This window comes from Cryptosporangium aurantiacum (assembly GCF_900143005.1).
Taxonomy (GTDB): Bacteria; Actinomycetota; Actinomycetes; order Mycobacteriales; family Cryptosporangiaceae; genus Cryptosporangium; species Cryptosporangium aurantiacum.
Genome location: NZ_FRCS01000007.1, coordinates 1 through 23040, shown reverse-complemented (window position 1 = coordinate 23040; position 23040 = coordinate 1). Strand labels below are relative to the sequence as shown.

Below are 23040 nucleotides of genomic sequence, written 5' to 3'. Positions count from 1 at the left end.
GGCCTGGGACGTCGGATTCTCGACGCCACCGGTCGCGGAACAAAAAGCGGCAGGCGCGTCCGTCGGACGCGCCTGCCGTGCCACCGGGGTCAGGACGCGGAGACCGCGTGCTTCTCCTCGTAGCGGCGACGCCACTCGGCGCGAGGGCGGACCGTGGTGTCGACGTCGGTGGCCTTGGCGCGCAGCGCACCGACCGTGGCCTGGTCGCGCGGGGTGAGCGCGAACGGGTCCCAGTTGAAGAACCGGGCGCTGTTCTCCCAGGTGATCTTGTTGATGTCGGAGTCGTCCGCGCCGGCGGCCTCGAGCTCGGCGAGCACCTTCTCCGGCGCGTCCGGCCAGAAGCAGTCGGAGTGCGGGTAGTCGCACTCCCAGGCGATGTTCTCGATGCCGATCTCGTGGCGCAGCTTCAGCGCGGTCGGGTCGGTGACGTAGCAGGCCAGCGAGTGCTCGCGGAACACCTCGCTCGGCAGCTTGCCGCCGAAGTCACGGCGCAGCCAGCGCTGGTTGGTGTAGTGCCGGTCGCTGCGGTCCAGGTACATCGAGATCCAGCCGATGCCGCCCTCGGAGAACGCGAACTTGAGGTCCGGGTAGGAGCGCATCGCCGGGCCCCAGAGCAGGTCCTGGGCGCAGATCCCGGAGATCTGGGGCGCGAGGACCATGAGGTTGTCGATCGGCCCGTCCTTCGCCAGGTCGAGCGCGGCGAAACCGGTGCCGATGTGGCAGCACATCACCAGGCCGGTGTCGGACAGCGCCTTGAAGACCGGGCCCCAGTACTCGATGTCGTGGTAGCTGGGCAGGCCTTCGAGGTGCGGCAGCTCCGGCATCGTGATCGCGCGGGCACCCTTCTTGGCCACCCGGTGGACCTCCTTGACCATGGCCTCGGGGTTCCACGTCGGCATCAGCGCGAGCGCCAGGAAGCGATCGGGGTACGCGCCGGCCCACTCGTCGATGTGCCAGTCGTTGTAGGCCGCCACCATGATCGTCGTGATGTCGTCCCGCAGCTGGTTGAGGTGGCGGGCGCTGAACCCGGCGAACGTCGGGAAGCACATCGACCCGAGGATGCCGTTGCGGTCCATGTCGCGGACGCGCTCGTGGATGTCGTAGACGCCCGGCCGCATCTCGGCGAACCCGGCCGGGTTGAGGCCCCACTCCTCCGGTGGCCAGGTGACGACCGCGTTGAGGCCGGTGACGCCGGTCGACTTGCCGCGATAGATCCAGTGGTCGACGCCCTGCTCGTCGACCACGACGTGCGGCGCGTACTCGGCCCACTTGGCCGGGACGTGGCGGGTGAACATGTCGGGCGGCTCGACGACGTGGTCGTCGATGCTCAGCAGGACAAGATCGTCGATGCGCACGGGAGCTCCTCGGCGAGTGCGGTGGTGAGGGGGTCCGCTGTCCGCTACGGGGAAGAGCGGGGATCGGCCGGAACGCGGCCTCCTCTGTTTGTACGCTGGAAACCGATGAGACTCGGTGCACGATCGGCCAAAGATCCTGCAGAAACGGCCAGCGTCGACATTCGCCGTGGCGGCAGGGCGCTCGCGGGGAGCTATCTCTACGAGGGTGACCGCTTGGTCACCGGCTGGCACTCGCACGAGATGCACCAGATCGAATACGCGGTCAGCGGCGTGGTCGAGGTCGAGACCGCCAGCGCTCACTATCTGCTACCGCCGCAGCAGTTCGCGTGGATCCCGGCCGGGCTAACGCACCAGGCGACGATGAACGCGCACGTGCGGACCGTGTCGGTGATGTTCGCGCCGGAGCTGGTCCCACGCCCCGGTGATCGGGCGCGGATTCTGGCGGCGTCGGGGCTGATCCGGGAGATGGTGCTCTACGCGCTGCGCTGGCCGATCGACCGGGAGGACGGTGACGCGGCCTCCGACGACTACTACCGCGCGCTGGGGCACGTGGTGTCCGACGCGCTGGAGCACGAGGCGCCGCTGAGCCTGCCCAACTCGTCGGACCCGATCGTGGCCGCGGCGATGGACTACACCCGCGAACACCTGGACGAGATCACGGTCGACCAGGTCTGCCGGGCGATCGCGGTGTCCGAGCGGACGCTGCGGCGACAGTTCTCCGCCGCGGTCGGCATGTCGTGGCGCGCCTACCTGTTGCGGGCGCGGCTGATGCGGGCGATGGCGCTGCTCGCCGCACCCGGTCACTCGGTGGGCGAGGTCGCCGCGGCCGTCGGCTTCGCCGACGTCAGTGCTTTCGCCAGGGCGTTCGGCCAGCACTGCGGTGAGACGCCGACGTCGTACCGCCACCGGGTGCGGTCGGACGTCGGACGCTGAGGCCTACCCTGGGTTCACAGCCGTCTCCGAGCTACTTCACGGTTCGCTGAGAGCTTCTCCAGCAACAGTGGGTGATCGTTGATCGATCGGAGGACCTTGATGCAGCACCGTGACGTAACGCCCACCTATCAGGGGCGCCCACTGCCCCGTCCGAACGAAGAGGTGGTCGACCAGGGCCTCGGCTTCGACCTCGGGACGTTGATGGGCCGGCGGCGGGCGCTGCTGATGATGGGTCTCGGCGCCACCGCACTCGGCCTCGCCGCCTGCAGCGACGGCAGCGACGGCGGCACGAACACGAAGGCGTCCGCGTCGACGACCAGCTCCGGCGAGATCCCGGACGAGACCGCGGGCCCCTACCCGGGCGACGGCTCCAACGGGCCGAACGTGCTGCAGCAGAGCGGGATCGTGCGCAGCGACATCCGGTCGAGCTTCGGCGACGCGACCGGCACCGCCGAGGGGGTGCCGATGACGCTCGAGCTGACGATCACGGACCTGGCCAACGGCGGCAAGCCGTTCGCCGGCACGGCCGTGTACGTCTGGCACTGTGACCGAGAGGGCCGGTACTCGCTGTACTCCGACGGGGTCACCGACCAGAACTACCTCCGCGGCGTCCAGATCGCCGACGCGAGCGGCGTCGTGCGGTTCACCAGCATCTTCCCGGCCTGCTACACCGGGCGCTGGCCGCACATCCACTTCGAGGTCTACCCCGACCAGGCGAGCATCACCGCGAGCACGAACGCGATCTCGACGTCCCAGGTGGCGCTACCCAAGGACGTGTCCGACAAGGTGTACGCGACGACCGGCTACTCGGCCTCGATCACGAACCTCGCGCAGCTCAGCCTGCAGAACGACAACGTCTTCGGCGACGACGGTGGTGCGAGCCAGCTCGGAACGGTGACCGGGGACGTCACCAGCGGCTACACGGTGAAGCTCGGCGTCGGCGTCGACACGCGCACCAAGCCGTCCGGCGGTGGAGGTGCGCCGCCGAGCGGTGGTGCGCGGCCCAGCGGACCGCCGCCGAGCGGCGTCCCCAGCAGTAATTAGTCGTTGACGGGCCCGGCCGCGGCCGGGCCCGCTCACCTCAGCAGTTGCTCGTCGCCGGCTTGCCGGCGAACCGGTCGGTGAGGAACCCGATCACGTCGGGAGCCGACGCCACCAGCGTCGTGACGTGCTCGCCGACGAACGTGGCCCAGCGAACCTTCACCCCGGCTGCGCAGTACTGCCTGCGCAGCGTCTGGGCTTGGGAGAGCGGGATGATCTCGTCGTGGGTGCCGTGGAACAGGTAGACCGGCGCCCTCGGCGGAGCCGACCCGAGTTTGTTCTCGGCCAGCCGCGCCTGCCACTGCGGGGTGCTCAGCGGGTTGGACGTCGTGTAGTCGGCGATGCGCTGGAAGGCGTAGCCGAACACCGCGTCGACGCACGCGCCCTGCTGGGTCGCGTAGAGCTGTTTGCCCTTCTCGTTGAGGTAGGCGGGCAGGTTCAGCTCCGGGTAGGCCGCGTTCAGTCCGAGCGACGCGAGCAGCAGGAACCCGAAGCCGAGGGTCCCGTCCAGGCTCTTCGCGACGACGTCGAGGTCGGCGGGGGTGCCGCCCGCGGAGATCCCGACGACGTTCAGCTCCGGCGCATAGGTCGGGGCCAGCTCACCGGCCCAGGCCGCGCCACCGCCGCCCTGCGAGTAACCGGCGAACGCGATCGGTCCGCCGGACCGCAGACCCGAGGCGGGCAGCCGGGTGGCGGCGCGGACGACGTCGATGACACCGCGTCCCTCCGACCGGCCGACGACGTACGGGTGCGTGCCGGGCGTGCCGAGCCCCTCGTAGTCGGTGATCGCCACCGCCCAGCCGCGCCGCAGCATCGCGTCGATGAACAGCGGCTTCTCGTAGTCGGGCTGCCACTTCGACGGAGCGCAGCCGTCGCCGATGCCGCGGGTGCCGCTGGCGACCGACACGATCGGCCGGACGCCGGGGCCCCTCCAGGCCGCCTTCGGCACCAGCACCCGGCCGGACACCGCGACCGGTGCGCCGAGCGCCGACTCCGACCGGTACAGGAGCAGGTAGCCCTTGTTGATGAGGTCGTCGGGTAGCTGCCGCCACCAGATCACGTCACCGTCCGCACCGGACGGTAACGGGTTCGGCGGGGTGTAGAACGCGTCGCCGCTCGGACCCGTAGGCGGGGGTGCCGCGGCGGCCGGATCGGGCCTGGCGACGACCGGGGCGAGCAGCGTCGCGGCCACCAGCGCCAGTGCTGCCAGTAGCGTTCCGGCGCCTCGCCACGTCCGGAGGAACCTGGTCACGAAGAACTCCTCGTCGAGTCCATCACCCACGGAAGAACCCGCAGGTCGGGGATCAAACGGTACGGAGGAGTACCGAGAGAAAGAACCGATTGCCGGTCTCGGTACCGGCGAGTAGCCTGACCCGCCTCCCGGTACGGTCGCCGGGTGCTGAACACCCGGGGATTACGGGCCCGCGCGCCGGTGCTGGTCGCGGTGGTCGCGGTACTGCTGGCCGGTGCGGGCGTCTGGCTGGTGGCGGGCGCGGGTGGTGACGTCCTCCGCCGTCATACGGTTGTCGACGGCGTTCCGTTGGACGTCGTCCGGCCGGCCACCGCAGCCGGGCGGCGGCCCGGGGTGGTCGTCGCGCACGGGTTCGCGGGGTCGGCGCGGCTGATGGCGCCGATCGGTGACACGCTCGCCGCGCGCGGTTTTGTCGTCGTGCTGCTCGACTTCTCCGGGCACGGCGCCCACGAGCGGGGGCTCCCGTCCGATGCGGACGCCGCCGAGGCCGCCAGGCAGCGCGACCTCGACGTCGCCGTGGCACACCTGCGCGGACTGCCGGGCGTCGACCCGGCGCGGATCGCGCTGGTCGGTCACTCGATGGGGGCGGGCGCGGTGACCCGGTACGCGGCGGGGCACCCCGGCATCACAGCCACGGTCGCGATCTCGCTCCCGGAGGCGTCCGATGTGGCGCCGGGCCGTCCGGAGCGGTTGTTGCTGCTGGTCGGCGGCCTGGAATTCGCCGGCTTCCGCGACGCGGCGGACGAGGCGGCGCGGAACGGCGGGGATGCGGTGGTCGTCGTGCCCGCGGTCGAGCACATCTCGATCCTGTACGCGCCGCGCGCGCACCGGGAGATCGGACGCTGGCTCGACGGGGGTGGTGGGGTGGCGCCCTCGCCGCTGCGCGGGGTCGCCGGGGCGGGGCTGTTGCTGCTGGCGCTGCTGATCGGGGTGTATCCGCTGAGCCGGCTGCTGTTGGGCGGAGTTTCTGGATCGTGGCCGCCGGCCGTGGTGCCGCGGTTCGGGCGGGTGTTGGGTGTCGCAGCGGGGGCTGCGGCAGTGGCTGCGCTGGTGGCGCCGATTCTGCCGACGACGCGCCTGCCGCTGGCCGTGGGCGGGTACGTGGTCGGGTTCACGCTGGTGGCCGGTGGGGTGATGCTCGTCTGGACCCGCGTCCGCGGCGCCGGGTCGGCCGCGTCGGGCGGGGCGGCGGGCCGGTCGGGGCGGGTTCGGGTGGGCGTGGCCGTGCTGGTGCTGGTGGCGTACGCGGCGGTGGCGGTCGCGGTGCCGCTGCACGTCGGCGTCACTCATGCGGTGCCCACCGGGCCGCGCTGGTGGCTCCTCGCCCTCGTATGGGCGGGTTTCGCGCTCCTCGCGTACGGGTCCGAGCGGCTCACCGGCGGCAACAGCGTCGGCCTGCTCGCGGTGTCGGCGGTCGTGACGGTCGCGCTGACCGGTGCCGCGCTCGTCGGTCTGGCACCGGGGTTCGTGCTGCTCGTCGTCCCGTTGCTCGCGGTGCTGCTGGCCTGGCAGGCGGTCTGGAGTGCGGTGCTGCACCGGTTCGCGGTGCCGTACTGGGCGATCGCGCTCGTCGGCTCACTGCTGGTGGCCTGGCCGGTCGCGACCGCGCTCCCGGTCGTCGTCTGAGGACGGATCCGCCGAAGTCCACCGCTCTCGCGTCCACCGCCTGGCAGTCTGACGCGCGACGCCGGCGGAGGTGCCTGTGGACGAACCCGAGGAATGGACGCGCTTCCTGCGGCAGTGGAGCGCGGAGTGGCTGGCTGTTCCGGAGTCGGAACACCGGCCCCCACCGTGGCCGCCGCGCGTCGCGGCGTCCGGGTGGCTGGGGTACGAGCCGGCCTCCGAAGAGTCGATCGCCGCGGCAGAGGAACGTCTCGGGGTCCGCCTACCACCGTCCTACCGTGCGTTCCTCGCCGTGAGCGACGGGTGGCGCGCGTTCAGCCCGTTCATCTGGGAGCTGCTGCCGAGCGCCCGGGTGGGCTGGTTCCGGGAGGTGAGCCCAGCCTGGCTGGAGGCCTGGGACGCGGACAAGTTCGTCCCGCGGGAGACCGGACTCTGGCAGCGCACGCTGGAGGAGGAGGGCATCGATCCGGAGGATCTGCCCGACTGGGACGAGGACGACTTCTACGACGACGGCGCCGAGGAGTGGTCTCCCGATGCGCCGCCGCGTTTGATGGCCCGTGCACTCCAGGTCAGCGGCGACGGGGATAGCGCGGTGCTGCTGCTCGACCCGTCCGACGTCGGCCCGGACGGCGAGTGGGCCGGATACTTCCTCGCGAACTGGGCAGCGGGGACGCACGGACGACACGCGTCGTTCGCGGAGCTGGTCCGCGCGGAGTACGCGACGTTCCGCCGGCTGATCCACGGCGACGAGTCGCCGGGAGCGTAACTGCGGTACGCGTCGCCCTAGACTTTCGGGGTGAAACGGTCGCGAGCGGGGCGGAGAGCGGTCGTCGTTCTCGTGGTGGTGCCGGCGGTGCTGGTGGCCTTCCTCGCCACGGCCATCGGCGGAATGATGGCGGTCCTCGGCGGACGGTCCGACCAGCGCTCGCCACTGACCCCGGACTACGTCGGGGTGTCCGGTGCGGGTGTCGTGGCCCTACTCGTCCTGGCCGTCTGGTGGACCAGGAGAGAGCGGCCGTTCCGAGCGAAGCCGCCCTTGCTGCCGGTAGCGGCGGTCACGGTGGTGGCCCTCGTGCTCTGCACGGTGCCGCTCTGGAGGCGGTACAACACGATCGACGTGACCATATTGGGGTTTCACCGGCCGGACTACACGTTCGTGGGTGGATTCAGCGTGTGGAACGGCTCGGGAGAACGCCTGCGGGTGTGTGCGGGCGAGACCGGCACGTGCCTCGAGGGCCGTCCGGTGCTGACCCTCGAGCCGGGCCGGCGGGGATCGGTCAAGGACACCTACCGGGCCGGTCGGCACGCGCTCACGATCGTCGAGCCGGGGGCGTGGGCGCGCCGGGACACCCGCGTGAGAATCGAGGAGTCCGACTCCGGCGACGACGACTCGTACACGCCGAGCGTTCCCACGCAGCCCTACGTACCGCCGCCGTACGTGCCGCCCCCGGTCCCGATGGTTCCCTACCGCTGACCGCGCCGAGGTGCGGGCCCGCACCGGTTTCGGCGACATCCTCATCCGCCGCTCCTGACGGTCCCGTCGGCTCTTCGACCGCCGGACGACCCGCTAGTTGACTGAATATATAGACCGGTCTATTTTGAACGAGTGGCAGACACCAAAGGAGCCCGGACCAGCGCCCGGCTGACCGAATCGATGCTCGACCTCATCCAGCGGCACGGCTACAGCGGCACCGGCCTCAACACGGTCGTGCAGCACGCCGGAGCCCCCAAGGGCTCGCTCTACTTCCACTTCCCCGACGGCAAGGAGGCGCTCGGCGAGAAGGCCGTCGAGCTGGCGGCCGCGCAGTTGGCCGCGCTCGCCGCCGAGGTGACGCCGGGCGCCGCGACGCCCGGCGCCGCGGTGCGCCGGTTCATCGAGGCGCTCGCCGGGATCCTCGTCGAGAGCGACTACGAGCTCGGCTGCCCGGTCTCCGTCGTGACGCTCGAGATGGGCGGGCAGAGCGAGCGGCTACGCACCGCCTGCGCGAACGCGTTCGCGTCGTGGATCGATCCGCTGGCCGCGCATCTCGTCGCGCACGGGCGTTCCGCCCCGGCCGCGCACGCGACCGCCACCGCCGTCGTCAGCCTGATCGAAGGAGCCGTCATCGTGTCCCGGGCGCAACGCTCCACCCAGCCGCTCGACTACGCCGCGCAGGCCGTCGGCATCCTCGTGGACGGCACGCCGTGAGCGCCGACCGGCACGCGCTGGTGTTCGGCGCGACCGGGCTGGTCGGCCGCCACGTCGTGCTCGCGCTGGGCCGGGACGGCGTCCGGGTGAGCACGGCCGGACGCAGCGCCGCGTCGTCCGCCCGGCTGGCCGGGTGGCTGGCCGAGCACGACCACTCGCCGGCCCCGCGTGACCTGCGGGTCGACTTCACCGACCCGCGCCTGGTCGACGGCGACTGCGACGACGTCACCGAGATCTACCAGTGCGCCGGCGCCTACCGGTTCGGCATGTCTGCGGACGAGGCACGACGCGCCAACGTCGAGAGCGTCCGCGCGGTGGTGGAGTTCGCCGCCCGGCTTCCGCGCCTGCGGCGCGTCGTCCACGTCTCCGGGTATCGCGTGGGCGGTCAGGACAACCTCGACCTGCCGACCGCCTACCGGACGCTCGGCGCCTACGAAGCGTCCAAACTCGAGGGGGACGCGGTGTTCCGCGCCACCGCAGAACAGCACGGTGTGCCCTGGACCGTGGTCAACCCGGCCACCGTGATCGGCGAGAGCGACCAGTACCTCGGGCTGGCCGCCACGCTGCGCGGCCTCTGGTGGGGCGCGGTCCCGGCCTCACCGGGCAACGCGCGGACGTTCGTCCCGGTGGTCGCGGCCGACCACCTGGCCCGGTTCATGACGCTGCTGCCCACCGACGCGGACGCCGAGGGCGCGGCCTACTGGCTGCTCGACGACGCCACGCCCGCGCTGCCCGACCTGCTGAAGCTCGTCGCGGAGCACTACCGGGTCGCGGCGCCGCGCGTGCGGATCCCGGTCGCGGTGCTCCGGCGTCTCCCCCGGCGGTTCACCCGGGCCGACCCGGAGACGCTGTCGTTCCTCTCCGCCGACCGTTACCCCACCGACTCCGCTCGCGCGTTCGCCGCCCGGCACGGGCTGACCGAACCGGACACCGTCCCGACGATCCTCGGCTGGGCGGATCACCTGGCCGCGCACCGTTTCGGCGGCGCACCCCCGGCGAACCGCCGCTTCACCGCGCCGGGCGGCGTCCGGACGTTCGAACTGGGTGACCCCGGCGCGCCCACGGTGGTACTCCCCGGGCTACCGCTCAACGCCGACACGTGGGCGCCGGCCGTCGCGGAGCTGGGTGACGCCCGCGCCGTCGACCTGCCCGGTCTCGGGTTGAGCCCCGGATCCGAGGCCGACTGGCCTGCGTTGCTGGCCGCGCTGGTGACCGGCGAGGGCGTCCGGCACCTGGTGGGCCACTCGATCGGTGCGGCGGCCGCCGTCGAAGCCGCGGCCGCCCACCCCGACGCCGTCGAGCAGCTGACGCTGGTGGCGCCGTTCTTCCTGCAGGCGTCGTCCGGGGCGGCCGTGACGAGCCGCCGCTTGCGCCGGGTGACGCCGGAGCAGCTGTCCGAGCGGCTCACCGGGTCCACCGCGCTCGCGGCGACGCTCCGGTCGAGTGTGGAGGACCTCCGCCGCAGCAGTGCCCCAACCGTCGCGCGGCTCCTGGCCTCCTCGGCGCGGCCGGAGCGACGGGCGGAGCTACGGGAGGCGCTGAAGAGCTACCCGGGCCGGGTGCACCTGATCGTCGGTGCGGAGGATCCGCTCGGGTTCGATCCGCCGCCCCGTGCGGTGGTCACGATTCTGGACGGTGCCGGCCACCATCCTCAGCTGACCCATCCGGACGCCGTCGCCCGCGCCGTCCGTCGTTGATCGCCCGGAGGCTCGGCGCCCCAACCCTGAGTGAAGAACCAGCCACGGGCGGGTGGTTTCCCTGAGGCGGGCGGCGCGGTCGGAGGTCCATGCTGAGCAGGTCTCAACGACACTCCTCGGAGGTGGTCCACATGCGAAGCCAACTGCTTTCCGCCCGCGCCGCCGCTCTCTTCGCCAGCGACTTGCCGACCGGCTCTCACCCGGGCAACGCTGTGGTCCGCGCCGCGATCGCGGCCTCCGTCCACGCCTGCGGCGGAACGCGTGGGTGCGTCGCCACGATGGCCACCGCCTACGGGGACTCCCCGGAGACCGCGGCGCCGCGCATGCGCTGGGCCCTCGGGGTCCTCACCGACCAGGAGGCACCCCGCCGGCTGCCCGACCGCGAGCCGATCGCGGCGTGACCCCTAGACCGGATACGCCTCGCTGATCTCGTGCAGTTGCGCGAGCCAGCCGGGCAGGTACGTCTGGTCCAGGCCGTGCAGTTCGAACGTCAGCCGGTTGCCGTCTCCCCCGGCCCGGTCGGCGACCTCCCCCGCCACCCGCAGCCGTCCGTTGGGTTCACAGACGACGGTCAGCGTGATCCACTCCTCCAGGCACTGCAGCACCGCCGTACCGGCGAGCGTGGTGTCGATCGACGTCAGCCCCGCAGCGAACCGGTGGAAGTCGGGCACTTGCAGCGCGGCGTCGAGGTCCACGGCGAAGGCGCCGGCCCGCACGTGGATCGCCACCCGGACGAAGCTTCGGTCCCACTCGTTCGTAGCGCCCGGGAAGGCGCGGCCGCGCACCCGCAGCGCGACGTGCTCGGTGTCCGGGAAACCCACGATGAGGGTGTTCACCGCACCGTCCCCAGAAGCCGCTCGGCGCCGCTGACCACCTCGCACCGATCGTCGCCCCGTGCGTGCACGACGGCCGCCGACGCCGGTGTCTGGGCGCGTACGGTCTCCGCGGGCGCGTGCACCAGACAGCGCGCCTGGTGCGGGTAGGCCCGGCTGGCCACCCCCTCCTGCATGTAGGTCGCCGCGTCCGGCGCTTCCCGCAGACGGAAGCCCCAGGTCCGTGCCGCCACGCCGGTCATCCGGTCGGCCCGGAAGCTGCGCCAGTCGTCGCGATCGAGGTCATACGCGAACAAGTACCAGCGCCGGTCCGAGTCCACCAGCCGATAAGGCTCGACCCGCCGCCGTCGCCGCTGGTCGCCGGAGGGGTAGTCGAAGCCGGCCTCCATCCTGTCCGCGAGGAGTGCCAGAGTGGCCCCATGGACTTCGACTGGAACCGGACGCTACGGGAGCAATGGGAGTTCCACTGGAATCATCAGGTGCGATCTCGCCTGGAAGGCCTCACCGACGACGAGTACTTCTGGTCGCCGGTGGCGGACGCGTGGAGCGTCCGGCCGCGCGGTAGCTCGACCGCGCCGGTGCAGGCCGGAGCGGGTGACTTCACGATCGACTTCGGGTTTCCGCCGGCGGATCCCACGCCGTTCACCACGATCGCCTGGCGGCTCGGGCACGTCGTCGTCGGCGTGCTCGCCGCGCGCAACGCGACGCACTTCGGCGCGCCGGCCGCGTCGTACGAGAGCTGGGAGTACGCCGGAAGCGCGGCCGAGGCGCTCGAGCAGCTCGAGATCCAGCTCGACACCTGGCTGGCCGGCGTCCGCGGCCTGGACGAGCCCGCGCTCCGGGCGCCGCTCGGCCCGACCGAGCCGTACCCCGACGCCCCGATGGCCGATCTCGTGCTGCACATCCACCGCGAGCTGATCCACCATTTGTCGGAGGTCTGCTTGCTGCGCGACCTGTACCTGCACACCGCAACGACGGGAGCACTCCGATGAGCCGCGACGTCCAGATCACCTTCGACGCCCACGACCCACGGGCGCTGTCGACGTTCTGGCGCGACGTCCTGGGCTACGTCCACCCCGGGCCGCCCGGGGTCGAGGTGCCCGAGGGCACCGACCCGTTCACGGTCTGGGACGAGTTCCTCGCCCGGGTCGGGGTTCCGCCGGAGGAGCGCAACACCCGATCGGCGATCGAGGACCCGGAGGGGAAGGGCCCCCGGGTGTTCTTCCAGAAGGTGCCGGAGGACAAGGACGCGAAGAACCGCGTCCACCTCGACGTGCGGGTGGCGCCGGGGCTACAGGGCGACGAGCGGATGGCCGCGTTGGAGGCCGAGTCCGACCGGCTCGTCGCGCGCGGAGCCAAACGGCTGCGGCGCTTCGAGCCCGAACCGCCGATGAGCACCGGCTTCCTCGTGATGGCCGATCCCGAAGGGAACGAGTTCTGCCTCGACTGAGGTAAGAACTACAGACATGCACGTCGATGCGAAGCTGCACTCCGACGCGGCCACTCGGATCGTGTTGGCCGACGCGTTCGGGCTGGTCAGCGATCTGCCGACGACGGTAGAGACCGGTTGCGGGCAGCGCGTCCCGTACGCGATGACGGCCTCCCGGCCGGAGGGCGTCACCTGCACCGCCTGCCGCGAGTTCGCCGCCGAACAGCATGCGGACGCCGCTGAGCAGGCCCTGCGGCTCGCCAGGATGCCCGGCATCGGCGTCCCGATCGACGACCTCCTCCGCGCCGCGCGGGCCCATCGCGACCTCGCCGAGCGGTACCGAGAGGCCTAGCGCGGCCGGCCGTCAGCGGGGGGCGGTGCGGTCCGCGGCGGCGTAGGACGCGGCCGCGGTGAGCGCCGAGACCGCCAGCACCGACGGCCAGGGGCCGATCTTCTTGGCCAGCGGGTGCGAGAGGCCGAAGGCACCGAGGTACGTCGCAACGAGTGCCCCGGTCACGGCCGGGCTCGTCCGCCTGGCCCACTCGCGTCCGGCCAGGATGCCGCCGGCGGCGAGGACGAACCCGCCGAGGGGGCGCTTGCCGGTCAGGCGGGCGAGCTGCCACCCGCCGACCAGGGAGCCTGCGGTGATCGCTGCGGTAGGGATACGCACAGGCCCGACCGTACGCCCTCGCTACCAGCGGCGTTCATACTGCCCCGGTGAAGATGCGTCCGTGGCCGCTGGTGATCGTGTGGCTCCTCGTCTCGGCCGGGCTGGCCCGGGTGTGGCTCACCGCCGACTCCGTCCCGGACGCGGTCTGCGGCAGCCTGCTCGGGCTCCTGGCCGTGACCGTGCTCTCGCTCGCGTTCGGCGGCGTGGTCTGGGCCGCAGCCGGGGGCGACGTCACGGCGGTGGCGGTGGGCGTCGGACCAGTGATGTGGGTCCGCTTCTCTCCCACCGGCCGATCCCGGCAGGTCCACGTGGCGCCGGTCGGCGTCACCGTGCGGGGCTACGGTGCTCGGCCCGGCCGGCACCCACGGACGCCGTTCCGCGCGGCGGTCGCCTACTGGCTCGTTCTCGGCGTCGCCGGGGCCGTGACCTGCGCAGTCACCGGCTCCGGCCTGTTGTTCGGAGTCGGCGCGGGCGCGCTCGTGCTCGCGGTCGGGCAGTTCGCGCTCACCGGCCCGAGCGCCTACCTGCCCGCAGCCCGCTCGGAGTCCGAGGCCCGTCGCCGCGCCCGGCTCGGACCCGTCGTGCTCGCGGCCCAGCGGCGCGACCGGGCCGAGGTGATCCGGCTGACCGCGGACCTACCTGCGGTCCCCGCGCACTGGAGCGACAGCATGCTGCTCGCGTTCCGCGTCGACGCGATCTGTGTGCTGTCCGGCGCCACCGACGCCGCCCGTTTGCTCCGCGCCGCGCTCGACGGACCGCCGGACGCGATGACACCGGTGTTGCGCGCCCTGCTGACGACCACGCTGTTCCAGGCACTGGTCTGCGGCGACGTCACTCCCGACCAGCAGGTACCGGTCGCCGACGAGATCCGCGCACGCACCACCGACCCGGACTCCCGTGTCCGGTCGCTGCCGGTCGAGTACGTGCTGGCCGCCCAGGTCGGGTACCTCGACGGCAACTGGCCGGTCGCGATCGAGCGCAGCGTCCGGGCCACGCGCGTCATGCCGCCCGGGATGCGGGGCGACATCTACGCGCTCGCCTCGCTGGCCTGCGCGGCCATGGGCGACGCGGTCAGCGCTGCCCGCTACCTCGACGACGCCCGCCGGGACGACCCCGACGCTCCACTGATCCGCGCAGCCGAAGCCCGGACTGCGGCAACCCGTTGACCGCGGCGCTACCGCCCCAGCAGGGATACCTCAGCGAGGGACACGAATTGTCGTAGGGGGCGCGCAGAATCGGGCCATGTCAGAGACGACTTCGCACCGGCACCACGCCATCGACTACATCGAGATCCCGGCCACCGACCTCGAGGCCGCCAAGCGGTTCTACGCCGACGCGTTCGGGTGGCAGTTCAACGACTACGGACCCGGGTACGCCGGCATCCGAGGGGCGGGCGAGGGCTCCGCTGAGGTGGGTGGGCTGCGCCCGGAGACCGACGTGCGGGCCGGCGGGCCGCTCGTCCTGCTCTACTCCACCGACCTCGACGCGTCGGTGGAAGCAGTGCGGAAGGCCGGGGGCACGGTCGTGGCCGGGCCGTATGAATTCCCGGGCGGGCGCCGCTTCCACTTCACCGACCCGAGCGGCAACGAGCTCGGCGTCTGGGCCGAGGCCTGACCGAGCCAGCCCCGGCCGGCCGCGCGCACTCCTGACGGCTGTCTAGGCCGACTCGCGTTCGATCACCGTGGCCGGGTCTCGCGGCAGCGGGCCCGGATCCAGGCCGAGCGCGTGCCGCGCCGCGCATCGCCCGTACGCCACCGCCTGGATCCGGACGGACGTCAGCGTGGGGCTCCACAATGCCGCGAACTCGGCGTCGTCGAACCCGATCACGGCCAGGTCGTCCGGCGCCGACAGCCCGAGATCGCCCAGCGCGGCCAGCGTCCGGATCGCGACGTCGTCGTCGCACGCCGCGAGCGCGGTCACCGCGGGATGCGCGTGCCGGAAGTCGCGCAGGCGGTCCCGGGCCTCGGCACGATCCGCCGAGACCGTGAACGAGACCGGCGCGCGCAGCCCGAGCGCGTCCGCCGCCGTCCGGGCCTGCTCCCATCGGAGCTGGGCGAGCCGGGCGAAACGCTGGTCGGCGGGCAGCACGAACCCGATCGTGGTGTGGCCGCGGCGGGCGAGATAGCTGATCTGGGTCAGCGTGTGGGCGGCGAGCCCGGCGATCCAGCCGCCGTCGTGGGCGTCCGGATCGTCGGAGGCGTACAGGCGCGCGATGTCGAGCACCGCGCGCGGCGCAGCCGCGTCGACGACGTGGCGCAGCCCGCCGGGGGTCGGGGCGCCGTAGCGGACGAGCAGCGCGTGGCCGAGGCGGGTGAGCTCCTCGTCGAGCCCGTCGATGAACCCTTCCAGGCTGGTTCGCCGCGGGAGCTGCCCGACGTTCAGCAGCACCAGCCGCGACGTGCCCTCCCGCAGTGCCCGCGCGATGCCGTGCGGAACGTAACCGAGTTCCTCGGCCGCGCGGCGCACCCGTTCCTGGGTGGCCTCCGGGATCGTCTGGCCGGTCACCCGGTTGAGGACGAAGCTAGCCGTGGCCGACGAGACCCCGCTGCGCCGCGCCACGTCCGCCAGCGTGACCCTCGCTCGCCGCATCGCTGCCCCTTCCGTCGCGCTCCTCGATACCCTACCGTCGACTAAAGCGATTTAGTGCAGGTCAGCGGCGACACGAGGAGACCCACCCCATGACCACCCCGCACCCGGTCCCGGAAGCCCCGGTCCCGAACACCCCGATCGCGCGGCGCTTCGAGGGCAAGGTCGCGTTCATCACCGGCGCCGCCCGCGGGCAGGGCCGGGCCGAGGCCGTCCGGCTGGCCGCGGAGGGCGCCGACATCATCGCGCTGGACATCTGCGCGGACCTGCCGACGACGTCCTACGCCGGTTCCACCCCGGAGGACCTCGCCGAGACCGTGCGCCTGGTCGAGAAGCTGGACCGGCGCATCGTCACCAGCCAGACCGACATCCGCGACTTCGACGGGGTCAAGGCCGCCGTCGAGGCCGGGGTCGGCGAGCTGGGCCGCCTCGACGTGGTGATCGCCAACGCCGGGATGACCAGCGCCGCCCGCGCCTGGGAGATCGACGCCGAGCACTGGAAGGCGACGATCGACATCAACCTGACCGGTGCCTTCCACACCGCGAAGGCGGCGATCCCGATCATGATCGAGCAGGCCACCGGTGGCTCGATCACGTTCACCAGCTCGGTCGCCGGGCTGGTGGGGCTGCCGATGCTCGCCGACTACGTCTCCGCCAAGCACGGCGTTACCGGCCTGTCGAAGACCCTCGCGAACGAACTGGCGCCGTACCGGATCCGGGTCAACTCGGTGCACCCGTTCGGCGTCGCCACCGGGCTGCAGATGACCGAGCTCCACCCGGTTCTCGACAGCAACCCGCAGCTCGGCGTGCTCTACATGCCCAGCCTTCCGGACGGCATCAGCCAGGCCGACGACATCGCTGCGGCGGTCGCGTGGATCGCGTCCGACGAAGCGCGTCACGTCACCGGGATCCAGCTGCCGGTCGACCTCGGCCGCACCAACCGCTGACACCCGCGCTATGAAACGCGGATCAGTCCAGCCAGGGCTGGACTGATCCGCGTTCGTCATGAGTCAGACGTCATCCAAGCTCGCGGGCAACGGCTTCCGGTGTAGGACGGTCAGGCCCTCGACGGCGCGGGTCAGCGCGACGTACAACCGGTTGAGGCCACGCGGTTCGGCCTCGACGATGTCGGCGGGCTCCACCACGATCACCTGGTCGTACTCCAGCCCCTTCACGGTGGCGGCGGGCACGAGGGCGACGCCCGGCAGGTCGGCGACCACCGGCGCGAGTTCCGCCTCCGCGTCGTCGGCGACGAGAACCGCGAGCGATCCCCCGTCCGGCGCCGCACGAACCGCGTCCCGCACCGCCGTCGCGAGGTCGTCGACGTGCCGCACCGACAGCGTGCCGCCGGGCCGGTACGAGCGTGTCGGTGCGATCCCCGGGGCGAGGATCCGGGCCGCGTAGTCCGCGATCGTCTGCGGCACCCGGTACCCGGTGAGCAGCTCCAGCGTCCGGACCTCCCGTTTGCCGAGCCGCGCGACCAGCTCTGGCCACGACCCGACGGCCAGCGGGTGGGTGGCCTGCCCGAGGTCACCGACGACGGTCATCGACGCGTACTCGGCGCGACGCGCGATCATCCGGCACTCCATCGGCGACAGGTCCTGGGCCTCGTCGAGGATCACGTGACGGTACGGATCCGGGGTGGGTGCGTCGTCCGGCTCGTCGACCGGCAGCGGTTCCTCCAGCTCGGGGACGTATCCCTCCTCGCCGTGCGGATCAAAGCCGTCCGTCCACCCGACGACCTTGTGGCCCTCCCGGAGCAGGACGAACTCCGCCCAGCGCTGCGCGGCGGCGACCGCGTTGCTGTCGATGGCCTGCGCTCCGGCGGACGCGAACGGCGTCGGATGGCCCGGCTGGTACACCTCCCACCCGTTGTGCATGCCGTAGCTGAGGACAAACGTGTCCACCGAGCGCGGGCCGGTGGACAGCTCCCGGAGCTGCCAGAGGGGCGTGGGTCCCTTCGGCTCCGGCGGCGGGTCGCCGAGCAGCGCGGACAGCTCGTCGAGCAGCGGGACGTCGTCCACGGACCAGTCGGCCCGATCACCGTACGTCGCGGCCAGCACCGCGGCGTCCGCCGTGTCCAGGCCGACGATCCGATCGACGTCGGCGAGCCGGGACAGCACGTCCGCCGGGATCAGGGCCGGCCACCAGGCGCGCAGGAAACCCCCGAACTCGTTCCGCTCGCCCACCTCGCCGGCGAACGTCTCCCGGTCCGGACGCCGCCGTGGGTCTGCGCCGGCCCACAGCGCGTCGAGCAGGATCTGGGCGGCGACCGGACGCGCGCTGTTGGGCGGCGTCCCCGTCGCCTCGCAGCGCGCGCGTACGCGTCGTCGGGCTTCGGCCAGGACGTCCGCGTCGAGCGTCAGCACGTCGCCGGAGTAGACGAGGCGCAGCCGAGTCGGCGCCGTCGGCGCCGGTTGCCACCCGAGCTCGGCGAGCACGTCGCGCATGCGCTCGCTGCCCTTGATCGCGGCGACCTCGGCGCGGTCGCGGCGGGTCGCGGTCACACCGTCGACGAGTTCACCGAGGGCGCGCAGGTGCACGCTCTCCTCGCCGAGCGAGGGCAGGACCCGGCTGATGTAGTTCGTGAACACGGTCGAGGGGCCGACGACGAGGATCCGGCCGTCGGCGAACCGGCCCCGGTCGGTGTAGAGCAGGTACGCCGCGCGGTGCAGCGCGACCTGTGTCTTGCCGGTTCCCGGTCCGCCGCTGATCAGCGTGACGCCCCGGGCGGGCGCCCGGATCGCCTCGTCCTGTTCCCGCTGGATCGTGGTGACGATGTCGCGCATGTGCGGGCCGCGGGACCGCCGTAGCGCGGCCAGCAACGCACCCTCGCCGAGGACGCGCAGGTCACCGACGTCGTCCGGCAGCAGGACGTCGTCGTCGAGGTCGACGACCCGCTGACCGCGAGAGATGATGACCCGGCGGCGGACGACGCCGAGCGGCTCGCCGGAGGTCGCGCGGTAGAACGGCGCCGCGGCGGGTGCTCGCCAGTCGATCAGCAGCGGGTCCAGCCCGTCCCGCACTCCCACACGGCCGACGTGATACGTGTCGCCGTCGTCAAAATCGAGCCGGCCGAAGACGACGCCTTCGCTCTCGGCGTCCAGCGTCGCGATCTGCGCCGCGGCGTTGCGAACCAGCACGTCGCGCTCGACCAGTCCCGCGGCGGAACCTCCCGCCGCCCGTCCGTGACCTTCACGCGCAAGCTCGTCCGCCTGCGCGCGCATCTCCGCGAGCCGCTCGTGGACGCGGTCGACGACTCGCTGTTCCGCAGCGATCTCCTGCGTTCTGGCGTCGGGCACAGTGCTCCTCAGGGCGAATTCGTGGATGCAAGCGAGCATATGTACGGGTCACGCCACAGAAATCCGCTTCGACGCCGATGTAACGGGCTTGACGGGCCCATACGATAAGAGTGGCAAGAAGGGCTGGGTCCCTAGCGCAACGCCCGCCGCAACCGGTGGCCACCGTCCTCCGGATGAGCGGTGCTGACGTAACTCAGCCGCAGATATGGCCCGGGAGCTTCGGCGGTGAAGTACGAGCCGCCCGGCGTCACCGCCACCCCCTCACGCAGCGCCGCCGCGACGACCGCCTGCTCGTCGGTGCCGTCCGGCAACCGCAGCCACAGGTGGTAACCCCCGTACGGCGTCCACTGCGGCCGGAGGTCGGCCAGCGCACCGAGCAGCGCCGTGCGACGGTCGCGCAGCGCCACCGCGAGCGTCCGGAGATGGCGGGCCCACGCCGGTGACCCGACGAGTTCCAGTGCCGTTTCCTGCAATGGCCTGGGGACGAAGAAGCTGTCGACGATCTGGGTCGCCCGCAGTCGCTCCAGCGCCGGGCCGCGGGCGGTGAGTGCCCCGATCCGCAGGCTGGGGGAGGTCACCTTGGTCAGCGATCGCACGTGGACGACGACGCCGTCCGGATCGTCGGCGGCGAGCGGGGGCGGCAGCGGCGGTGCGTCGGCGTGCACGAGGCGCCGGGCGAAGTCGTCCTCGACCACGAACGCTCCCGCCGTGTGGGCGATGCGGACGACCTCGGCCCGCCGCACCGGGGCCAGCACCGTTCCGGTGGGGTTCTGGAACAGCGGCTGGCAGACGAACAGCCGAGCCCGGGTGGCCGCGAACGCGTCGGCGAGCAGGTCGGTGCGCACGCCGTCCGCGTCGACCGGTACCGGCACCGGCCGCAACCCCGCCGCGCGGGCGACCGCGAGCAGGCCGGGATAGGTCGGCGACTCGACCAGGACCGGAGCGCCGGGAACGGCCAGCGCCCGGAGTGCGGTGGTCAGCGCCGTCTGTCCCCCGGCGGTGACCAGGACATCCCCACCGTCGAGCGAACCACCGATGTCCCTCGCGAACCAGGAACGCAGCTCGGGCAGCCCCTCCACCGGCGGCCGCGACCACGCGCCGGGCCGACGTCCCGCCCGCGCGAGGGCGGCGGCCAGCGCCCGCTCCGGCTGCAGCGACGTGTGCAGGTACCCGCCGTTGAGGTCGACCACCTCGGCCGGTGGGGCCGTCAGCGTCGCCAGCACGCCTGCGGCGTCCACCCCGCGGGCGCCCGCGTCCGCGCTCAGCGCCACCTCCTGCCACGAAACGTCACCGGGGACGCCACGCTCGGCGCGGTTCGCCTTGAACACACCGGCACCCGGACGCGACGTGACGAGCCCTTCGGCGACGAGCGCCGCAATCGCCCGGGCCACCGTGACGGGGCTGACCTCGTACTGCCGGACGAGCGCGCGGCTCGACGGCAGCTTCTCGCCAACTGAGTAGCGGTTCAGCGCAGTTCGCAGCGCTTCTACCAGGTGTGCGGTACTGCTACCGTCGTACATGACAGCACAAGATAGCGCTACTCGCCCCGCGCCGATAGCGGTCCGCAGCGGCACGCTCCTGGCCGGGCTCGGCGTGGTGTCGTTCTCGTTCAGCTTCCCGGCCACGGTGTGGGCGCTGGACGGCTTCGGTCCGTGGACCGCGACCGGAGTCCGCGGCCTGCTCGCCGGCCTGCTGGCCGTTGCCTGCCTGGCCGGCGCGCGTGCACGGGTGCCCGCCCGGGCGCACTGGCCGGCCCTACTGACGGTGGCCGTCGGCTGTGTCCTCGGTTTCCCGCTCTTGACGACGCTCGCGCTGCAAACGTCCAGCACCGCGCACTCGGCGGTGGTCATCGGCGTGCTCCCGCTCGCGACCGCCGCACTGTCGTCCGTGCTGACCGGGCGGCGTCTCTCCCGGACGTTCTGGACCGCCGCGGGCCTCGGCGCGCTCACCGTCGTCGCGTTCACGTTGCAGCAGAGCTCCGGCCTGCCGACGCTCGGCGACATCTACCTGTTCGGCGCGCTGCTGCTGTGCGCGGCGGGATACGCACAGGGTGGCCGGCTCACCGCGCACCTGCCCGGTTGGCAGGTCATCGCGTGGGGCGTGGTCGCCGCACTGCCGGTCAGCGCGCTCGTCACGGTGCTCGCGCTCGCCGTCGAACCCGTGCACCTGACCGGCGAGGCACTCGTCGGCATGGCGTACATCGCCGCGGTGTCCCAGTTCGGCGGGTTCGTCGTGTGGTACCGCGGGATGGCGCTGATCGGGGTGCCGAAGGCCAGCCAGCTCCAGCTCGCGCAGCCGCTGCTGACGCTCGGGTGGGCGGTCCTGCTGCTCGGTGAACACCTCTCGCCGCTCGCCCCGGTCGCCGCGCTCGTCGTCCTCGGCTGCATCGCGGTGACCCAACGCAGCCGCGGCTGAACGCCTACCTCATAAGCCACGTTTATGAGGTCAACAGCAGAACCGGCCTACCGCGTCGGCGCGTTGCGACAGAGGCTGGCTGATTGACGGGCGCCTCACTCCGGCATCGAGGTGTTCGAGCTCCGGTCCTCTCCGGGACGGTGGCTTGCAGGGCTGAAAGCGGTGCCGGTCGAGGGAGGACAGCGGAGTGAGCAAGCAGGTCCAGCGGTTGGACCGTGTGGTGATCCGGTTTGCCGGGGATTCCGGTGATGGGATGCAGTTGACCGGGGATCGGTTCACGTCGGAGACCGCGTCGTTCGGGAATGATCTGTCGACGTTGCCGAATTTCCCGGCGGAGATTCGGGCGCCTCAGGGGACGTTGCCGGGGGTGTCGAGTTTTCAGGTGCACTTCGCTGATCACGACATCATGACGCCGGGGGATCGGCCGGATGTGTTGGTGGCGATGAACCCGGCGGCGTTGAAGGCGAATCTGGGTGATTTGCCGCGTGGGGCGACGATCATTGTGGATACGCATGATTTCGCGAAGCGTGCGCTGGCCAAGGTCGGTTATGACGCCAACCCGCTGGAAGACGGGTCGTTGGACGGGTATCACCTTCACGCGGTGGGCCTGACCGATTTGACGCTGCAAGCCGTGGACGGTCTCGGATTGTCCCGTAAGGACGCCGGGCGGGCGAAGAACATGTTCGCGCTCGGGCTGGTCTCGTGGATGTACTCGCGTCCGATCGACGCGACCGTGGCGTTCCTGGAGAAGAAGTTCGCCACGAAGCCGGATGTCGCGGCGGCGAACGTTTCGGCGCTCAAGGCGGGCTGGAACTACGGCGAGACGACCGAGGATTTCTCGGTGACGTATGAGGTGAAGCCGGCGCCGATGCCGGCCGGTACCTACCGGAACATTTCCGGGAATCTGGCGATGGCCTACGGGTTGCTCGCGGCGGGGCAGCTGGCGGAGTTGCCGTTGTTCCTGGGGGCGTATCCGATCACTCCGGCCTCCGACGTGCTCCACGAGCTCTCGAAGCACAAGCAGTTCGGGGTGCGGGCGTTCCAGGCCGAGGACGAGATCGCCGCGATCGGCGCCGCGCTGGGTGCCTCGTTCGGCGGTGCGCTGGGCATCACCACCTCGTCCGGGCCGGGGATCGCGTTGAAGTCCGAGACGATCGGGCTGGCGGTGTCGCTGGAGTTGCCGCTGGTCGTGGTCGACATTCAGCGCGGTGGCCCGTCGACGGGGTTGCCGACCAAGACCGAGCAGTCAGATCTGCTGCAGGCGATGTTCGGCCGTAACGGCGAGGCCCCGGTGCCGATCGTCGCCCCGCGCTCACCCAGCGATTGTTTTGACGCGGCGGTCGAGGCGGCGCGGATCGCGATCACCTACCGCACCCCGGTGTTCGTGCTCTCCGACGGGTACCTGGCCAACGGCTCCGAACCCTGGCGCGTCCCCAACGTGGACGAGTTGCCGGATCTGCGGACGGAATTCGCGACCGAACCCAACCACGACGGTCCGGCCGGCCCCGAGTTCTGGCCTTACCTGCGCGATCCCGAGACCCTGGCCCGGCCGTGGGCGGTGCCCGGCACGCCGGGGCTGGAACACCGGATCGGGGGCATCGAGAAGGCCGACGGATCCGGGAACATCTCCTACGACCCGGCCAACCACGACCTGATGGTCCGCACCCGCCAAGCCAAGATCGACGGCATCGCCCGCTCGATCCCCGCCCTCGAGGT

The 23040-nt window shown here is 72.0% G+C and carries 23 protein-coding genes and 1 pseudogene; 16 read left to right on the top strand and 8 right to left on the bottom strand.

What is annotated here, in order from left to right; translation table 11 throughout:
- Window positions 1-89 precede the first annotated feature (89 nt).
- A complete protein-coding gene (locus BUB75_RS22905) occupies window positions 90-1355 on the bottom strand; it encodes an amidohydrolase family protein (RefSeq protein ID WP_073259846.1) in 1266 nt (421 codons plus the stop codon).
- A gap of 105 nt (window positions 1356-1460) precedes the next feature.
- Between BUB75_RS22905 and BUB75_RS22900 the strand changes: the two genes are divergently transcribed.
- Window positions 1461-2288, top strand: coding sequence for an AraC family transcriptional regulator (locus BUB75_RS22900; protein WP_073259845.1), 828 nt, complete (start codon window positions 1461-1463; stop codon window positions 2286-2288).
- 99 nt (window positions 2289-2387) lie between these two features.
- Complete coding sequence (locus BUB75_RS22895) at window positions 2388-3332, top strand: intradiol ring-cleavage dioxygenase (RefSeq protein WP_073259844.1); 945 nt, start codon at window positions 2388-2390, stop codon at window positions 3330-3332.
- 37 nt (window positions 3333-3369) lie between these two features.
- Here BUB75_RS22895 and BUB75_RS22890 read toward each other — a convergent pair whose 3' ends face one another.
- Entirely contained in the window at window positions 3370-4581 is a 1212-nt protein-coding gene (locus tag BUB75_RS22890; protein WP_084741666.1) for a lipase family protein, read from the bottom strand.
- Between the two features lie 144 nt (window positions 4582-4725).
- On the opposite strand from BUB75_RS22890, the gene BUB75_RS22885 reads away from it, so the two are divergent.
- From BUB75_RS22885 to BUB75_RS22860, 6 genes are all read left to right on the top strand, one after another.
- Entirely contained in the window at window positions 4726-6207 is a 1482-nt protein-coding gene (locus BUB75_RS22885) for an alpha/beta hydrolase (protein WP_143175360.1), read from the top strand.
- 76 nt (window positions 6208-6283) lie between these two features.
- Window positions 6284-6970 carry an SMI1/KNR4 family protein gene (locus BUB75_RS22880; RefSeq protein WP_073259843.1) on the top strand — a complete coding sequence of 229 codons (687 nt, stop codon included), beginning with the start codon at window positions 6284-6286 and terminating at the stop codon, window positions 6968-6970.
- A gap of 30 nt (window positions 6971-7000) precedes the next feature.
- Window positions 7001-7678, top strand: a complete 678-nt coding sequence (locus BUB75_RS22875) for a hypothetical protein (protein WP_143175359.1) — start codon at window positions 7001-7003, stop codon at window positions 7676-7678.
- Window positions 7679-7810: 132 nt separating this feature from the next.
- Window positions 7811-8392, top strand: a complete 582-nt coding sequence (locus BUB75_RS22870; RefSeq protein WP_073259841.1) for a TetR/AcrR family transcriptional regulator — start codon at window positions 7811-7813, stop codon at window positions 8390-8392.
- Window positions 8389-10089 (top strand): alpha/beta fold hydrolase, encoded by a 1701-nt coding sequence (locus BUB75_RS22865; RefSeq protein ID WP_073259840.1) that lies wholly within the window; start codon window positions 8389-8391, stop codon window positions 10087-10089. The genes BUB75_RS22870 and BUB75_RS22865 overlap by 4 nt, the downstream gene beginning before the upstream one ends.
- Before the next feature lie 131 nt (window positions 10090-10220).
- Window positions 10221-10490 (top strand): hypothetical protein, encoded by a 270-nt coding sequence (locus tag BUB75_RS22860; protein WP_073260229.1) that lies wholly within the window; start codon window positions 10221-10223, stop codon window positions 10488-10490.
- Between the two features lie 3 nt (window positions 10491-10493).
- Here BUB75_RS22860 and BUB75_RS22855 read toward each other — a convergent pair whose 3' ends face one another.
- Both BUB75_RS22855 and BUB75_RS22850 read right to left on the bottom strand, forming a co-directional pair.
- Window positions 10494-10925, bottom strand: coding sequence for a WapI family immunity protein (locus BUB75_RS22855; RefSeq protein ID WP_073259839.1), 432 nt, complete (start codon window positions 10923-10925; stop codon window positions 10494-10496).
- 14 nt (window positions 10926-10939) lie between these two features.
- Window positions 10940-11317: pseudogene (locus BUB75_RS22850) on the bottom strand (WYL domain-containing protein); the annotation flags it as partial.
- A 24-nt stretch (window positions 11318-11341) separates the two neighbouring features.
- Here BUB75_RS22850 and BUB75_RS22845 point away from each other — a divergent pair.
- Genes BUB75_RS22845 through BUB75_RS22835 form a run of 3 tightly spaced genes read left to right on the top strand, consistent with a single transcriptional unit; the run spans window position 11342 to window position 12703 of the window.
- The gene (locus BUB75_RS22845; protein WP_073259838.1) at window positions 11342-11914 is read left to right on the top strand and encodes a DinB family protein; all 573 of its coding nucleotides are present in this window, start codon (window positions 11342-11344) and stop codon (window positions 11912-11914) included.
- The gene (locus BUB75_RS22840) at window positions 11911-12372 is read left to right on the top strand and encodes a VOC family protein (protein WP_073259837.1); all 462 of its coding nucleotides are present in this window, start codon (window positions 11911-11913) and stop codon (window positions 12370-12372) included. The genes BUB75_RS22845 and BUB75_RS22840 overlap by 4 nt, the downstream gene beginning before the upstream one ends.
- 16 nt (window positions 12373-12388) lie before the next feature.
- Window positions 12389-12703 (top strand): hypothetical protein, encoded by a 315-nt coding sequence (locus BUB75_RS22835; protein WP_073259836.1) that lies wholly within the window; start codon window positions 12389-12391, stop codon window positions 12701-12703.
- A gap of 12 nt (window positions 12704-12715) precedes the next feature.
- Here BUB75_RS22835 and BUB75_RS22830 read toward each other — a convergent pair whose 3' ends face one another.
- Complete coding sequence (locus BUB75_RS22830; protein ID WP_073259835.1) at window positions 12716-13021, bottom strand: hypothetical protein; 306 nt, start codon at window positions 13019-13021, stop codon at window positions 12716-12718.
- A gap of 47 nt (window positions 13022-13068) precedes the next feature.
- On the opposite strand from BUB75_RS22830, the gene BUB75_RS22825 reads away from it, so the two are divergent.
- Together BUB75_RS22825 and BUB75_RS22820 are read left to right on the top strand one after the other, a co-directional pair.
- On the top strand, window positions 13069-14187 hold the full coding sequence (locus tag BUB75_RS22825; RefSeq protein ID WP_143175358.1) for a hypothetical protein: 1119 nt from the start codon (window positions 13069-13071) through the stop codon (window positions 14185-14187).
- A 76-nt stretch (window positions 14188-14263) separates the two neighbouring features.
- Complete coding sequence (locus tag BUB75_RS22820) at window positions 14264-14635, top strand: VOC family protein (RefSeq protein WP_073259833.1); 372 nt, start codon at window positions 14264-14266, stop codon at window positions 14633-14635.
- A gap of 42 nt (window positions 14636-14677) precedes the next feature.
- Here the strand turns inward: BUB75_RS22820 and BUB75_RS22815 are convergent, their stop codons facing one another.
- Window positions 14678-15610, bottom strand: coding sequence for a LacI family DNA-binding transcriptional regulator (locus BUB75_RS22815; protein ID WP_073259832.1), 933 nt, complete (start codon window positions 15608-15610; stop codon window positions 14678-14680).
- An 89-nt stretch (window positions 15611-15699) separates the two neighbouring features.
- On the opposite strand from BUB75_RS22815, the gene BUB75_RS22810 reads away from it, so the two are divergent.
- Window positions 15700-16554 (top strand): mycofactocin-coupled SDR family oxidoreductase, encoded by an 855-nt coding sequence (locus BUB75_RS22810; protein ID WP_073259831.1) that lies wholly within the window; start codon window positions 15700-15702, stop codon window positions 16552-16554.
- A 63-nt stretch (window positions 16555-16617) separates the two neighbouring features.
- Here the strand turns inward: BUB75_RS22810 and BUB75_RS22805 are convergent, their stop codons facing one another.
- Both BUB75_RS22805 and BUB75_RS22800 read right to left on the bottom strand, forming a co-directional pair.
- Entirely contained in the window at window positions 16618-18909 is a 2292-nt protein-coding gene (locus tag BUB75_RS22805) for a HelD family protein (protein WP_218617715.1), read from the bottom strand.
- 131 nt (window positions 18910-19040) lie between these two features.
- Window positions 19041-20429 carry an aminotransferase-like domain-containing protein gene (locus BUB75_RS22800; protein WP_073259829.1) on the bottom strand — a complete coding sequence of 463 codons (1389 nt, stop codon included), beginning with the start codon at window positions 20427-20429 and terminating at the stop codon, window positions 19041-19043.
- Between BUB75_RS22800 and BUB75_RS22795 the strand changes: the two genes are divergently transcribed.
- Together BUB75_RS22795 and BUB75_RS22790 are read left to right on the top strand one after the other, a co-directional pair.
- Complete coding sequence (locus BUB75_RS22795) at window positions 20428-21324, top strand: DMT family transporter (RefSeq protein ID WP_073259828.1); 897 nt, start codon at window positions 20428-20430, stop codon at window positions 21322-21324. The two genes, BUB75_RS22800 and BUB75_RS22795, sit on opposite strands and share 2 nt — an antisense overlap.
- Before the next feature lie 187 nt (window positions 21325-21511).
- Window positions 21512-23040 (top strand): 2-oxoacid:acceptor oxidoreductase subunit alpha (locus tag BUB75_RS22790; RefSeq protein ID WP_073259827.1); only part of this gene is annotated, 1529 nt, incomplete at its 3' end.